Origin of the sequence: Citrobacter sp. CK198, from assembly GCF_030333295.1 — a bacterium.
GTDB lineage: Bacteria > Pseudomonadota > Gammaproteobacteria > Enterobacterales > Enterobacteriaceae > Citrobacter_B > Citrobacter_B koseri.
This window is the reverse complement of the sequence record NZ_JAOWGE010000034.1, coordinates 170,314-184,745: the sequence shown is the minus strand read 5'-3', so window position 1 is coordinate 184,745 and position 14,432 is coordinate 170,314. Positions and strand designations below refer to the sequence as shown.

14 protein-coding genes and 1 tRNA gene are annotated in these 14,432 nt (G+C 53.5%); 8 read left to right on the top strand and 7 right to left on the bottom strand.

Annotated elements, in window-relative coordinates:
* The first annotated feature begins 2 nt into the window (after positions 1-2).
* Positions 3-78 (top strand) — tRNA-Lys (locus OGY62_RS15990).
* 128 nt (positions 79-206) lie between these two features.
* Here the strand turns inward: OGY62_RS15990 and OGY62_RS15985 are convergent.
* From OGY62_RS15985 to xapA, 3 genes are all read right to left on the bottom strand, one after another.
* A complete protein-coding gene (locus OGY62_RS15985) occupies positions 207-1,091 on the bottom strand; it encodes a LysR family transcriptional regulator (RefSeq protein ID WP_047462185.1) in 885 nt (294 codons plus the stop codon).
* 97 nt (positions 1,092-1,188) lie between these two features.
* On the bottom strand, positions 1,189-2,445 hold the full coding sequence (locus OGY62_RS15980; RefSeq protein WP_286460278.1) for a nucleoside permease: 1,257 nt from the start codon (positions 2,443-2,445) through the stop codon (positions 1,189-1,191).
* A gap of 60 nt (positions 2,446-2,505) precedes the next feature.
* The gene (xapA, locus tag OGY62_RS15975; RefSeq protein ID WP_115625777.1) at positions 2,506-3,339 is read right to left on the bottom strand and encodes a xanthosine phosphorylase; all 834 of its coding nucleotides are present in this window, start codon (positions 3,337-3,339) and stop codon (positions 2,506-2,508) included.
* Positions 3,340-3,574: 235 nt separating this feature from the next.
* On the opposite strand from xapA, the gene OGY62_RS15970 reads away from it, so the two are divergent.
* Positions 3,575-3,916: a FlxA-like family protein gene (locus tag OGY62_RS15970; protein ID WP_286460277.1), complete on the top strand. Its 342-nt coding sequence runs from the start codon at positions 3,575-3,577 to the stop codon at positions 3,914-3,916.
* Here OGY62_RS15970 and OGY62_RS15965 read toward each other — a convergent pair.
* Complete coding sequence (locus tag OGY62_RS15965) at positions 3,907-4,833, bottom strand: LysR family transcriptional regulator (RefSeq protein ID WP_012131376.1); 927 nt, start codon at positions 4,831-4,833, stop codon at positions 3,907-3,909. The genes OGY62_RS15970 and OGY62_RS15965 overlap by 10 nt on opposite strands.
* An 89-nt stretch (positions 4,834-4,922) precedes the next feature.
* Here OGY62_RS15965 and OGY62_RS15960 point away from each other — a divergent pair, with 89 nt between their 5' ends.
* Positions 4,923-5,921, top strand: coding sequence for a bile acid:sodium symporter family protein (locus OGY62_RS15960; RefSeq protein ID WP_012131374.1), 999 nt, complete (start codon positions 4,923-4,925; stop codon positions 5,919-5,921).
* Here the strand turns inward: OGY62_RS15960 and OGY62_RS15955 are convergent.
* The 3 genes from OGY62_RS15955 to zipA form a co-directional block, all read right to left on the bottom strand.
* Complete coding sequence (locus OGY62_RS15955) at positions 5,918-6,136, bottom strand: DUF3820 family protein (RefSeq protein ID WP_012131373.1); 219 nt, start codon at positions 6,134-6,136, stop codon at positions 5,918-5,920. The two genes, OGY62_RS15960 and OGY62_RS15955, sit on opposite strands and share 4 nt — an antisense overlap.
* Before the next feature lies 1 nt (position 6,137).
* Positions 6,138-8,153 carry an NAD-dependent DNA ligase LigA gene (ligA, locus tag OGY62_RS15950; RefSeq protein WP_012131372.1) on the bottom strand — a complete coding sequence of 672 codons (2,016 nt, stop codon included), beginning with the start codon at positions 8,151-8,153 and terminating at the stop codon, positions 6,138-6,140.
* Between the two features lie 70 nt (positions 8,154-8,223).
* The gene (gene zipA / locus OGY62_RS15945) at positions 8,224-9,249 is read right to left on the bottom strand and encodes a cell division protein ZipA (RefSeq protein ID WP_286460276.1); all 1,026 of its coding nucleotides are present in this window, start codon (positions 9,247-9,249) and stop codon (positions 8,224-8,226) included.
* Positions 9,250-9,478: 229 nt separating this feature from the next.
* Here zipA and cysZ point away from each other — a divergent pair, with 229 nt between their 5' ends.
* From cysZ to crr, 5 genes are all read left to right on the top strand, one after another.
* Complete coding sequence (gene cysZ, locus OGY62_RS15940) at positions 9,479-10,240, top strand: sulfate transporter CysZ (protein WP_286460275.1); 762 nt, start codon at positions 9,479-9,481, stop codon at positions 10,238-10,240.
* 188 nt (positions 10,241-10,428) lie between these two features.
* A complete protein-coding gene (cysK, locus tag OGY62_RS15935) occupies positions 10,429-11,400 on the top strand; it encodes a cysteine synthase A (RefSeq protein ID WP_047462171.1) in 972 nt (323 codons plus the stop codon).
* A gap of 383 nt (positions 11,401-11,783) precedes the next feature.
* On the top strand, positions 11,784-12,041 hold the full coding sequence (gene ptsH / locus OGY62_RS15930) for a phosphocarrier protein Hpr (RefSeq protein ID WP_005971891.1): 258 nt from the start codon (positions 11,784-11,786) through the stop codon (positions 12,039-12,041).
* 44 nt (positions 12,042-12,085) lie between these two features.
* Positions 12,086-13,813: a phosphoenolpyruvate-protein phosphotransferase PtsI gene (ptsI, locus tag OGY62_RS15925; protein WP_047462162.1), complete on the top strand. Its 1,728-nt coding sequence runs from the start codon at positions 12,086-12,088 to the stop codon at positions 13,811-13,813.
* A gap of 40 nt (positions 13,814-13,853) precedes the next feature.
* Positions 13,854-14,363 (top strand): PTS glucose transporter subunit IIA, encoded by a 510-nt coding sequence (gene crr, locus OGY62_RS15920; RefSeq protein ID WP_000522253.1) that lies wholly within the window; start codon positions 13,854-13,856, stop codon positions 14,361-14,363.
* Positions 14,364-14,432 lie beyond the last annotated feature (69 nt).

The window sequence follows — 14,432 nt, the reverse complement described above, 5'->3', positions numbered from 1 at the left end:
TCGGGTCGTTAGCTCAGTTGGTAGAGCAGTTGACTTTTAATCAATTGGTCGCAGGTTCGAATCCTGCACGACCCACCAGTGTAAAAAGGCACCCTAAAGGTGCCTTTTTGCTATGCGCAATATTTATATGCCTGATGACGCTTCGCTTATCAGGCCTACGGGTCTTGTAGGCCGGATAAGGCGCTTGCGCCGCCATCCGGCAATGCTCAACGAATCAGCGCATCAATCAACTTCGTTAATGCCGGTGTTGCCTGCTGCGGCTCGTAAACAATATACAAATCTGCCGGAATACGTTCTTCCAGAGGGCGAAACACCACGCCCGGCCAGTTCATCTGCGCATAACTGTCCGCGATTAACGTAATGCCAATCCCCATGCTGATCATCGCCAGCACCGTTTGCGGCTCCATAACTTCACGCACTATCATCGGCGTAAATCCGGCCTTCTGACAAACACGTTGCAAAAATGCCCAGTCGGTATGAATCGAAGGCATGGTGACGAAATATTCGTTGCGTAACGCATCAAGAGGGATCGCCGGGCAGCAAGCCAGAGGGTGATCTTCCGGCATCGCCACCAGAAATGCGGATTCATGTAAGCGCAGGCTGGTAAATCCCTCCGTCGGTTCGATCGCCATTCTCCAGATGCCAGCATCCAGCTCGCGTCGCTCCAGTAACGCCATCTGCATCGCAGGCATTTTTTCGCGAAATAACACCTCGACATTGGGGTTCTCTTTCAAAAAACGGCGCATCACAGGACGCATTTTCCCCCACATCGCCGTGCCCACAACGCCCAGTTCAATGCGCCCTGCCTCACCGCGTCCGATCTGTTCCACGCGCGCAAATGCCTGATTCGCGCTGAACAACAAACGCCGCGACTCTTCCATGAGAATTTTCCCCGCATGCGTTAACGCCACGCTGCGGGAATGGCGAACAAACAACGGCGTGCCGAGCTGATTTTCCAGCTCTTTGACATGAAGACTCAGAGGAGGCTGAGACATATTCAGACGCGCCGCCGCCCGGCCAAAATGCAGCTCCTCAGCAACAGCGAGAAAATAGCGCAATAATTTAAGATCTATACGATGTACGCGTTCCATGATTATTGCGCTCCACAGATAAGGAATAATGCGCAACGTTAGCACATTTGTCTCAGGGACGTTGAAACGGCGGGCAGGCGCCCCGCCGTTTCAGCCGTTAGTGCGCCAGTGGTTTCGCCAGCCATTTTTCTGGCTCATGTTTATATTTGAAAAACAGCGCAAAAATCACTGCCAGCGCCAGCGCATAAGCGGCGAATACCAGCCAGATGGTCTGCCAGTTTTTCACGCCTTCCACCGAGAAGTAGTCCACGGCGATACCACTCAAAATTGACCCGACCCAGGCACCTACGCCATTGACCATAGTCATAAACAGCCCCTGCGCACTGGCGCGGATCGTCGAACTGACTTCCTGCTCAACAAATACCGATCCTGAAATATTGAAAAAGTCGAAAGCGCAACCGTAAACAATCATCGACATCAGCAGCAGCACAACGCCAAACGGGGATGGATCGCCAAACGCAAAAAAGCCAAAGCGCAGCGTCCATGCCAGCATACTCATCAGCATCACGGTTTTAATGCCAAAGCGTTTCAGAAAGAACGGGATAGTCAGAATGAAACCCACTTCAGCCATTTGGGAAACAGACAGCAGGATGGAGGGATATTTCACCACAACGCTGTCGGCAAACGCCGGATTGCGGGCAAAATCGTGCAGGAAGGGATTACCGAAAACATTCGTAATTTGCAGCACAGCCCCTAACATCATCGCAAACAAAAAGAAAATCGCCATTCGCGGATTTTTGAATAAGACAAACGCATCCAGCCCCAGTTTGCTGGCAAGCGTGGCGGACGTATTCTTCTTCGCCACCGGAATTTTCGGTAGCGTAAAGGCATACAGCGCCAGTAACAGCGAAGCGCCAGCGGCAATGTACAGCTGCGCGCTGCTTAGCTCCAGCCCCATCAGGCTGACCATCCACATAGCGATAATAAAGCCCACGGTGCCAAAGACGCGAACGGGCGGGAATGCAGTAACCGGGTCCTGGCCGGACTGCGTCAGGCAGGCGTAAGAAACGCTGTTGGATAAGGCAATAGTCGGCATATAGGCCATTGCATTAATTAACATTATCCAGAACATCGCATCCGGGTCGGTCACGGTCGTGGCATACAACAACGCGCCGGCGCACACCAGATGGCAGAGCATATATGCACGCTCGGCACGCAGCCATTTATCGGCGACGATCCCCATAATGCCCGGCATAATAATCGCCGCCAGCCCTTTTGAGCTGTAAATCATTCCAACGTTAGCGCCAGTAAAATGTAAGGTGTTAATCATGTAAGAACCCAGGGTCACCAGCCAGCTTCCCCAGATAAAATATTGTAAAAACGACATGACTTTTAAGCGGGACGTAATACCCATTTTTTTCGTTCCTTGCCGTAAAGTACGGCCCTGCAAGCAGGGCCATTATTATTTTGTGTTTTAAGCCAGTTGGCGTAAGAAGCCGCAAATCAGATTGATGAAGTTCTGCCGGGAAAGCTCAGCCGCCGCCAGCGTTTGCGCATGGGACAGTTTCACATCACCCAGTCCTTCCGCCAGATTGGTGATCGCGGATACGGCCACCACCTTTAGTCCGCAATGGCGCGCGCTAATCACCTCCGGGACGACCGACATTCCCACCACGTCGCCACCGATGATCTGCATCATGCGAATTTCCGCCGCCGTCTCAAAGTTCGGCCCCGGATAAGAGACAAACACCCCTTCGTGAAGCGTGAAACCCTCTTCCCCAGCAACGCACTGGAGAATGGCGCGGTAATCCGCATCGTAGGCATTGGCCAGCGAGAAGAAGCGATCGCCAAAACGTTCGTCGTTCATCCCCACCATCGGCGTGCCCGGCATCGTATTGATATGATCGCTCAACGCGACCAGGCTGCCTGGCCCGACTTCCGGGCGCAGAGAGCCGGCGGCGTTAGTGCAAAACAGCAGTTCACAGCCCAGCAGTTTCAGGGTACGGATCGCGTCAGTCATGATCGTCATGCCGCGACCTTCGTAAAAGTGCCCACGGCCTTTCATACATGCCACCGGGACTCCAGCCAGATTCCCCAGCACCAGTTCCCCCGCATGCCCGTGAACGGTACTGACCGGAAAACCAGGTAAACGCGCATAAGAAATCGCCACCGCGTCTTCAATTTGCTCCGCCAGCGCTCCCAGACCGGAGCCAAGAATGAAAGCAACACGCGGGGTAAAATCAGGCTTGTGCGCGCGAATGATGTCAGCGCTGTACCAGGGATTTTGCGAAAAAAGGGTGTGGGTCATAAGAGGTCCTTAAAAACGGAATAATCAATAAATACGTTGGGTACGTCGTTGTTATAACGAGAGTAACCAACCGATTACCAATACCGTTTTCCCGGACGATCGATATAAAATGTATATTGATACGTAAAATAAAATGGTCAGACTTTGCCTGATTTGCCCACCAGAAATGGCAGGGACTGCTGAAGGTCTGTTCACCTCTGCCGATATTAACGTTTTAAGGCAAGAGGAAATGGTAATGACGACGATCAACACTTCAGTCTCCGCCGTTCAGAGCGGCAGCACGGGCAGCAAAGCCGCTACCGGTAACGATCTGTCTGCGCAAATCTCACGCATCACGCAGCAAATTACAAAGCTTACACAGCAGCTCAAAGAGGTTGCTGACGGCAGTGGCAGCACAGAAGAGAAACAAAAGCAGCAGGAACTGATACAGACGCAAATTAAAGTGTTGCAGGCGCAGCTGGCGCAATTACAGCGCCAGCAGGCAGAAGAAACGCAGCAGAAGCAGGAGCAGAAACAACTCAGGGCCGAAGGTGTCAACGCGCCTTCCGACGATCACCAAATTGATGTTTATATCTGATACAACGGATCGCGTGCACGGCCAGCGGTAAGTTCACTGGCCTGCATGCGCACGACGTCCCACAGCGCCTGAGCCGCCGTAGAGAGCGACCGGTTCTTGCGTCTCGCCAGCATCAACTGCCTTTCGACGACGGGCGTCAGCCGTTTCACCTGCAAATGACTTCCCTGAGGCAGCGGCAACGCCAGCGCGGGCAACACGCTGATGCCAATCCCCGCCTCCACCATCGGAAACAGCGTTGCGGGATGCCCAATCTCCTGCACGATCGTGGCATCAATGGCAAAATGCGCGAAAGCCGCGTCAATCAACGGGCGGCTGCCGGAGGCGTAATCCTGTAATACCAGCCGCTCATGTTTAAGATCCTGCCAGTTAACCCACTCCCGCTGCGCTAACGGGCTATCCTGGCGACACAACAGCAAAAAGGGTTCCGACAGCACGGCTTCACATTGCAAATCCGAAACAGCCCCGGGATCGATGACAATGCCAAAATCCACATCACCCTGACGAATGCTCTCCAGCACCCACTGCTGGGGACGATCGTGCAGTACAAAATCAATTTCCGGGTACAGCTGGTTACTCTGCGCGATACACTGCGGGATAAGATGCGCGGAAATCGTCTGGCTGGCCGCCACGCGCACGGTGCCGGTTAACTGCGTCCCCACTCTTCCGGCTTCCCGCAGAGTACTGTGCAGTTCATCGAGAACACGCTCCAGACGCCCCGCCAGCTGCTGACCCGCTTCCGTCAGCGTCACTTCTCGCGTGGTGCGATCCAACAGCTTAACTCCCGTCTGCCGTTCCAGCTCTTTTACGCTGTGGCTCACCGCAGACTGACTCAGACCAATGACGTCCCCTGCCCGACTAAAGCTTTTAGCCTGAGCGACGGTGACAAAGATACGAAGTTGACGCAGAGAATAATTCATCTGTTAAATTCATATATAGATGCAATAAATCAATTTTATTTCTCAAACGGAAAAAAGCAAAATACCTGCATCGACTTTCAGGAGTTTTTATGAAACTTTTTCGTATTCTTGATCCGTTCACGCTGACGCTTATCACCGTCGTTTTGCTGGCCTCCTTTTTTCCGGCCAAAGGGGATTTCGTTCCGTTTTTTGAAGGCTTAACCACCGCCGCGATTGCGCTGCTGTTTTTTATGCATGGCGCAAAACTCTCACGCGAAGCCATTATCGCGGGCGGCAGCCACTGGCGGCTGCACCTGTGGGTGATGTGCAGCACCTTCATCCTGTTTCCGGTTCTCGGGGTGTTATTTGCCTGGTGGGCGCCCGTCAATGTCGATCCCATGCTGTATACCGGTTTCCTGTACCTGTGTATTTTGCCCGCGACCGTACAGTCTGCCATCGCCTTTACCTCTCTGGCGGGAGGAAACGTCGCGGCGGCCGTCTGTTCGGCATCGGCCTCCAGCCTACTGGGGATTTTTCTTTCGCCGCTGCTCGTCGGCCTGGTGATGAATATCCACGGAGCGGAAGGCAGCCTGGAACAGGTCGGCAAAATCATGCTGCAACTGTTGCTGCCGTTTGTGCTGGGGCACCTGTCGCGTCCGTGGATTGGCAACTGGGTCGCGCGTCATAAAAAGTGGATTGCGAAAACGGACCAGACCTCCATTCTGCTGGTCGTCTATTCCGCATTCAGCGAAGCCGTCGTTAACGGTATCTGGCACAAAGTGGGATGGGGCTCGTTGTTGTTTATTGTCGTCGTCAGCCTTGTGCTGCTGGCGATTGTCATTGGCGTTAACGTGTTTGCCGCCCGCAGGTTCGGATTCAACAAAGCGGATGAGATAACCATTGTCTTCTGCGGGTCGAAAAAGAGTCTGGCGAACGGCATCCCGATGGCTAATATCCTGTTTCCCACCTCAGTGATTGGGATGATGGTGCTGCCGTTGATGATCTTCCATCAGATCCAGTTGATGGTCTGCGCGATGCTGGCGCGTCGCTACAAACGCCAGACCGATAAGTTGCAGGCGCAGCAAGAAGGCCGCGCCGCGAAGGCTTAAAGAGGCCGTTTCAGGGGCTGCACCAGCTGCGTCAGCCCCTCGGTTTTAATCAGCAGCGTGATTTGCATCAGCTCACCCAGTCTTCCCGCCGGAAATTCATCCTTACGGGCAAACCACAGCAAATACTCCTCCGGCACATCAATGAGCCGACGCCCTTTGTACTTACCGAACGGCATCACCGTGTTGGCTATCTCAATCAGCTGCTCTTTTTCCATGTCAGACACCCAGTAAGCGGAGCATCTCTGCTTCGTCGATCACGTCAATCCCCAGTTCCTGCGCTTTCGCCAGCTTAGATCCCGCCGCTTCGCCCGCAATCACCAGATCGGTTTTTTTCGATACGCTGCCCGCCACTTTCGCCCCCAGCGCCACGAGGCGCGCTTTCGCATCATCTCGCGACATCAGGCTGAGGCTGCCCGTCAGGACGATCGTTTTACCGGCAAACGGGCTGTCGATTTCGTCGGCGTTAACCACGATCGGCGCAGGCCAGTGAATGCCTTCCGCCAGTAACTGCCCGATCACGTCCCGGTTACTCTCTTCAGCAAAGAAGTTAAAGACGTGCGTAGCGACCACAATGCCGACATCCGGCACTTTTTGCAGTTCGTCGATAGAGGCCGCTTCCAGCGCCTCTAACGTACCGAAGTACGCCGCCAGCCCTGCCGCCGTGGCTTCGCCCACTTCGCGGATACCGAGCGCATAGAGGAATCGCGCGAAGGTGGTCTCTTTCGCTTTCTCCAGCGCATTCACCACATTCTGCGCCGATTTCGGCCCCATACGATCCAGGCCCGTCAGTTTGCCTGCCGTCAGACGGAACAGATCTGCCGGGGTGTGGACATACTCTTTCTCGACAAGCTGGTCGATAATTTTATCGCCCATGCCGTCAACGTCCATTGCCCGGCGGGAAACAAAGTGCTTGAGCGACTCTTTGCGCTGCGCGCCGCAGATCAGGCCGCCGGTACAGCGAGCGACCGCTTCGCCTTCCACGCGCTCGACATCAGAACCGCACACCGGGCAATGCGTCGGGAACTCGACCGGGCGCGTCTCTTCCGGGCGTTCGGAAAGCACCACGTTCACCACCTGCGGGATCACATCCCCCGCGCGGCGAATCACCACTTTGTCGCCAATGCGCAGGCCAAGACGCTCAATTTCATCCGCGTTGTGCAAGGTGGCGTTGCTGACCAGCACACCCGCAACATGCACCGGTTCGAGACGGGCGACGGGCGTGATCGCGCCAGTCCGCCCCACCTGGAACTCTACATCGCGTACAAACGTCATTTGCTCCTGCGCCGGAAACTTAAAGGCCACCGCCCAGCGCGGCGCGCGGGCGACGAATCCAAGCTGTTCCTGCAACGCCATCGAGTTGACTTTAATCACCACGCCGTCAATGTCAAAACCCAGCGTCGGGCGGTCTTCTTCCACTTTGTGATAGAAGTCCAGCACCGCTTCGGGAGAGTCGCACAGCGTCACCCGGTCGCTTACCGGAAGCCCCCAGGCTTTGAATTGCAGCAAGCGCCCCAGATGCGTATCGGGCAGTTCGCCACCTTCCAGAATGCCGACGCCGTAGCAAAAGAAAGTGAGCGGTCGCTTCGCGGTAATACGCGGATCAAGCTGGCGCAACGACCCCGCCGCAGCGTTACGCGGGTTGGCAAATACTTTATTACCGGTGCGGCGCGCCTCTTCATTAATTTTTTCAAACCCGGCCTGCGGCAGGAAAACTTCGCCACGAACCTCCAGACGCGCCGGAATGTTATCGCCACGCAGCTTCAGCGGAATAGCGCGAATGGTACGCACATTGGAGGTGATGTCCTCGCCGGTCGTTCCATCGCCACGCGTTGCCGCGCTGATCAGCACGCCGTTTTCATACAGGATGCTGACGGCCAGGCCGTCCAGCTTCAGCTCGCAGCACCAGGTCAGTTTATCGCCGCTTTTTAGCCGATCCTGCACGCGCTTGTTAAACGCCAGAAAACTCTCTTCATCAAACACGTTGTCCAGCGACAACATGGGCACTTCGTGGCGAATCTGGCTGAACGCCGCCAGCGGCGCCGCTCCGACACGTTGGCTCGGGGAGTCCGGCGTAATTAAATCTGGATGCTGCGCTTCCAGCTCACGAAGTTCGCGCATCAGACGGTCATACTCAGCGTCCGGGATCTCCGGCGCATCCATCACATGGTAAAGATACTCATGATGGCGAAGCGTGGTTCGCAGTTCTGTCAGTTGTTGTTCGATTGATTCCATATCGCACCATCAATGATAAAAAACCCCCGACAGGCGGGGGTTCAGAAAGGGGGGATCACGCCTGGGTTTCTCAGGCGTTGGATTCTTTCACTTCGCGAATGCGATCCTGATATTCACGCAGTTTCTGCGGCGTCATCATCCGGCGCTGGTCATCAAGCACCACGCCGCCGACTTCATCAGCGATATGCTGCGCAGACTGGAGCATCAGCTTAAAGTTTTGCAGTTCGTCGCCGTAAGAAGGCACCTGCATAAAGATAGTGACCCCCGGCGTGGAGAAATCACCGGTCATTTCAGGATCAAACGTTCCCGGGTTCACCATGTTGGCCAGGCTAAACAGCGCAGGGCCGCTGCCATCCGGGCTCAGGTGGCGATGGAAAATATTCATATCGCCAAATTTGAAGCCCGCTTGCTGGATGCTGTTCAGCAGCACTTCGCCGCTAAGCTCGCTGCCATGATGAGCGGCGACGTTCATAATAATGACCGCTTCTTTACGCTGCGGTTTTTCCGCGACAGGCGCTTCTTCCACTACTGGTTCAGGCGCTGGCGCAGGCTCTGCGACAGGTTCCGCTGGCTGGAAAGTCTGCGGAGCAGGCTGAGGCGCAGGTTGCTGTGGCGCTGGCTGAACAGGCTGTTGCGGCGCAGACTGAACCTGCGGCGCTACCGGCTGTTGCTGTACTGGCTGCTGCACAGGCTGTGCCGGTTGTTGTGCCGGTTGCGATTGCGACGGCTGCCCATACTGCGGCCGTTGCTGCGGCTGCGCTGGCGCTTCAGGCGGCTGCTGAGCCGGTTGACGAGGCTGCGCAGACGCATAAGGCGGCTGGTATTGGTGTTGCGGCGACTGACGAGGCGCATCATGCTCCTGAACGTTGCCGGGGGCATGATTCACGCGGTGAACACGAACTTCACCCACGCCTTCCTCTTCTTCGACGTCACCGTCGTAAGAATCGTCGTCACGTTTTGACTTCATGCGTTTCAGTGGACGATCGCGGAACATAGAAGATCGTTCTTTACGGCTGGTCCAGAAACCATGTACCAGTAAAGCGATTATGGCGATCGCGCCAACAATGATTAATATCAGACGCAAATCCTGCATCATTATATTCTCTGTTGTTCTAACACCTTGCCACCACGGCAAACATTTACTCACTAAGAGTATTTGCCGATTACGTCAAGTGCAAGTGCGCTCTTGGCTTTCACAGCATAAAGATGAACGAAATCGTGCTTTTTGCTGTTTTTTCGAACATTTCTTAACTGGCGAACGCGTCACAACCCGGTAAGATACGCAAAGTTTACCCGGGGCTTTATTAAAGGAGCATGTCCTGATTATGGTGTTATCATCCGCAACTGCACCTCGCAGCGGTTTTTACTATTTCTCACAGGGGTGGAAACTGGTCACGCAACCGGGGATCCGTCGCTTTGTTATTTTGCCGTTACTGGTAAACATTTTGCTGATGGGCGGCGCATTCTGGTGGCTGTTTACGCAACTGGACGTCTGGATCCCTTCGCTGATGAGCCACGTTCCCGACTGGTTGCAGTGGTTAAGCTATCTGCTGTGGCCCATTGCGGTCATCTCGGTTTTACTGGTCTTCGGCTATTTCTTTTCAACCATTGCCAACTGGATCGCCGCCCCTTTCAATGGGCTGCTGGCGGAACAGCTTGAGGCGCGCCTGACCGGCGCAACGCCGCCAGATACCGGCGTACTGGGTATTATGAAAGATGTGCCGCGCATTATGAAACGCGAATGGCAAAAGTTCATCTGGTATCTGCCGCGCGCCATTGTGCTGTTAATTCTCTATTTTATTCCAGGAGTCGGGCAAACCGTCGCCCCGGTGCTGTGGTTCCTGTTCAGCGCGTGGATGCTGGCGATTCAGTATTGCGACTATCCCTTCGACAACCACAAAGTCCCGTTCAAAGAGATGCGCACCGCCCTGCGCACGCAGAAAGTCGCCAATATGCAGTTCGGCGCGTTAACCAGTTTGTTCACCATGATCCCGGTGCTTAACCTGGTGATCATGCCCGTCGCCGTGTGTGGCGCAACGGCGATGTGGGTTGATTGCTACCGTTCCAGACATGGGTCATGGAAATGAATCACAGCACACCCATAAACCTGTAAAATAGTTGTATAAAAAAGGAGGGGCTTATGCCGCTCCTTATTCCATCTCGGTAGCCATTATTTCCCTTCCGAATATAGATATGCTAAATCCTTACTTCCGCATATTCTCTGAGCAGGTATGCTAGCCCATGTATCCCAATTTCATACAGTTAAGGACAGGCCATGAGTAAGATTTTTGAAGATAACTCGCTGACTATCGGTCATACGCCGCTGGTTCGACTGAACCGTATCGGTAACGGACGCATTCTGGCGAAGGTGGAATCACGTAACCCGAGCTTCAGCGTTAAATGCCGTATCGGTGCCAATATGATTTGGGATGCCGAAAAACGCGGCGTGCTGAAACCGGGCGTCGAACTGGTGGAACCGACCAGCGGCAACACCGGTATCGCGCTGGCTTATGTTGCTGCCGCGCGTGGCTACAAGCTGACGCTGACCATGCCGGACACCATGAGCGTTGAGCGTCGCAAACTGCTCAAAGCGCTGGGAGCGAACCTCGTACTGACCGAAGGCGCGAAAGGCATGAAAGGCGCTATCCAGAAAGCGGAAGAGATTGTCGCCAGCGATCCAGAAAAATACCTGCTGCTTCAACAGTTCAGCAACCCGGCTAACCCGGAAATTCACGAAAAAACCACCGGCCCGGAAATCTGGGAAGATACCGATGGTCAGGTCGATGTCTTTATCTCCGGCGTCGGCACCGGCGGTACGCTGACAGGCGTCACCCGCTACATCAAAGGCACCAAAGGCAAAACGGACCTCATTACCGTAGCAGTAGAACCGACCGACTCTCCGGTTATCGCGCAGGCGCTGGCTGGTGAAGAACTGAAGCCCGGCCCGCACAAAATTCAGGGCATTGGCGCAGGCTTCATTCCGGGCAACCTCGATCTGAAACTGATTGATAAAGTTGTCGGCATCACAAATGAAGAAGCCATTTCCACCGCTCGTCGCCTGATGGAAGAAGAAGGTATTCTGGCGGGGATCTCTTCCGGCGCGGCCGTTGCGGCAGCACTTAAGCTCCAGGAAGATGAAACCTTTACCAATAAGAATATTGTGGTTATCCTACCGTCATCGGGTGAGCGTTATCTGAGCACTGCTTTGTTTGCCGATCTCTTTACTGAAAAAGAACTGCAACAGTAATGCCAGCATGTTAAAAACGCGTAAAAAAGCACCCTTTTGGGTGCTTTTTTGTGGCCTGCTTCAAATTTTCAACCCTCCTGGCATTGATTCACCCTGCCGGGTCTGGTATTTAACCAGACTAATTATTTTGATGCCCGAAATTAATCGTTACAGGAAAAGCGCTAGCTGAATCGATTTAATGATTTGGTTCAAGTCTTCCTTTCACGGCATAATGTTTAATGACGAGCGAAACGTCAGCGGCCAGCAGTTGCCAGCAACGGATTGCGCATAACACCTGGTGTGTCGCGTCCCGTTTACGCCGACGCTAACAATACAGGCTAAAGTCAAACCGCCAGGCTAGACTTTAGTTCCACAACACTAAACCTATAAGTTGGGGAAATACAATGTTCCAGCAAGAAGTTACCATTACCGCTCCGAACGGTCTGCACACCCGCCCTGCTGCTCAGTTTGTTAAAGAAGCGAAAGGCTTCACTTCTGAGATTACTGTGACTTCCAACGGCAAAAGCGCCAGCGCAAAAAGCCTGTTCAAACTACAGACTCTGGGCCTGACTCAGGGCACCGTTGTCACCATCGCTGCTGAAGGCGAAGACGAACAAAAAGCGGTAGAGCATCTGGTCAAACTGATGGCGGAACTCGAGTAAGTTCCCGGGTTCTTTTAAAAATCAGTCACAAGTAAGGTAGGGTTATGATTTCAGGCATTTTAGCATCCCCGGGTATCGCTTTCGGCAAAGCACTGCTGCTGAAAGAAGACGAAATCGTCATTGACCGGAAAAAAATTTCTGCCGACAAGGTTGATCAGGAAGTTGAACGTTTTCTGAGCGGTCGTGCCAAGGCATCTGCGCAACTGGAAGCGATCAAAACGAAAGCTGGTGAAACGTTCGGTGAAGAAAAAGAAGCCATCTTTGAAGGGCATATCATGCTGCTCGAAGATGAGGAGCTGGAGCAGGAAATCATAGCCCTGATTAAAGATAAGAACATGACGGCTGACGCAGCTGCGCATGAAGTTATCGAAGGTCAGGCCACTGCCCTGGAAGAACTGGATGATGAATACCTGAAAGAACGCGCGGCTGACGTGCGTGACATTGGTAAGCGCCTGCTGCGCAACATCCTGGGTCTGGCAATCATCGACCTGAGCGCAATCAAGGACGAAGTCATCCTGGTTGCCGCTGACCTGACCCCATCAGAAACCGCACAGCTGAACCTGCAAAAGGTGCTGGGTTTCATCACTGACGCAGGTGGACGTACCTCCCACACCTCTATCATGGCGCGTTCTCTGGAACTGCCGGCCATCGTGGGCACCGGTAACGTCACCTCTCAGGTGAAAAACGACGACTATCTGATTCTGGATGCCGTAAACAATCAGGTTTACGTCAACCCAACCAACGAAGAAATTGAAAAACTGCGCGCCGTTCAGGAGCAGGTTGCAACCGAGAAAGCGGAACTCGCTAAACTGAAAGATCTGCCGGCTATCACGCTGGACGGTCACCAGGTAGAAGTTTGCGCCAACATCGGTACCGTTCGTGACGTTGAAGGCGCAGAGCGCAATGGCGCGGAAGGCGTTGGTCTGTATCGTACTGAATTCCTGTTCATGGACCGTGACGCTCTGCCGACTGAAGAAGAACAGTTTGCGGCGTACAAAGCCGTCGCTGAAGCCTGCGGCTCTCAGGCGGTTATCGTCCGTACTATGGATATCGGCGGCGACAAAGAACTGCCGTACATGAACTTCCCGAAAGAAGAGAACCCGTTCCTGGGCTGGCGTGCGGTACGTATCGCTATGGATCGCAAAGAGATCCTGCGTGACCAGGTTCGCGCCATTCTGCGCGCCTCTGCGTTCGGTAAACTGCGCATCATGTTCCCGATGATCATCTCTGTTGAAGAAGTTCGCGCGCTGCGCAAAGAGATTGAAATCTACAAACAGGAACTGCGCGACGAAGGTAAAGCATTTGATGAAAGCATTGAGATTGGCGTGATGGTGGAAACACCGGCAGCGGCAACCATTGCTCGTCATTTAGCCAAAGAAGTTGATTTCTTTAGTATCGGCACCAATGATTTAACGCAGTACACCCTGGCAGTTGACCGTGGTAATGATATGATTTCACATCTTTACCAGCCAATGTCACCGTCCGTGCTGAACTTGATCAAGCAAGTTATTGATGCTTCTCATGCTGAAGGTAAATGGACTGGCATGTGTGGTGAGCTTGCAGGCGACGAACGTGCTACACTTCTGTTGCTGGGGATGGGTCTGGACGAATTCTCTATGAGCGCCATTTCTATCCCGCGCATTAAGAAGATTATCCGTAACACGAACTTCGAAGATGCGAAGGTGTTAGCAGAGCAGGCTCTTGCTCAACCGACAACGGACGAGTTAATGACGCTGGTTAACAAGTTCATTGAAGAAAAAACAATCTGCTAATCCACGAGATGCGGCCCAATTTACTGCTTAGGAGAAGATCATGGGTTTGTTCGATAAACTAAAATCTCTGGTTTCTGATGATAAGAAAGACACCGGAACTATTGAGATTGTTGCTCCGCTCTCTGGCGAGATCGTCAACATCGAAGACGTGCCGGATGTAGTTTTTGCCGAGAAAATCGTTGGCGATGGCATTGCTATCAAACCAACCGGTAACAAAATGGTCGCGCCAGTAGACGGCACCATCGGCAAAATCTTTGAAACCAACCATGCGTTCTCTATCGAATCGGATAGCGGCATTGAGCTGTTCGTTCACTTCGGTATCGACACCGTTGAACTGAAAGGCGAAGGCTTCAAGCGTATTGCTGAAGAAGGTCAACGCGTTAAAGTTGGCGATCCGGTAATTGAGTTCGATCTGCCGCTGCTGGAAGAAAAAGCCAAGTCTACCCTGACTCCGGTTGTTATCTCCAACATGGACGAAATCAAAGAACTGATCAAACTGTCCGGTAGCGTGACTGTGGGTGAAACCCCGGTTATCCGCATCAAGAAGTAATTCTTGCCGCAGGGAAAAATGGCGCCGACTGGCGCCATTTTTTTATCCTGGTTACGGTAAAACCGCACC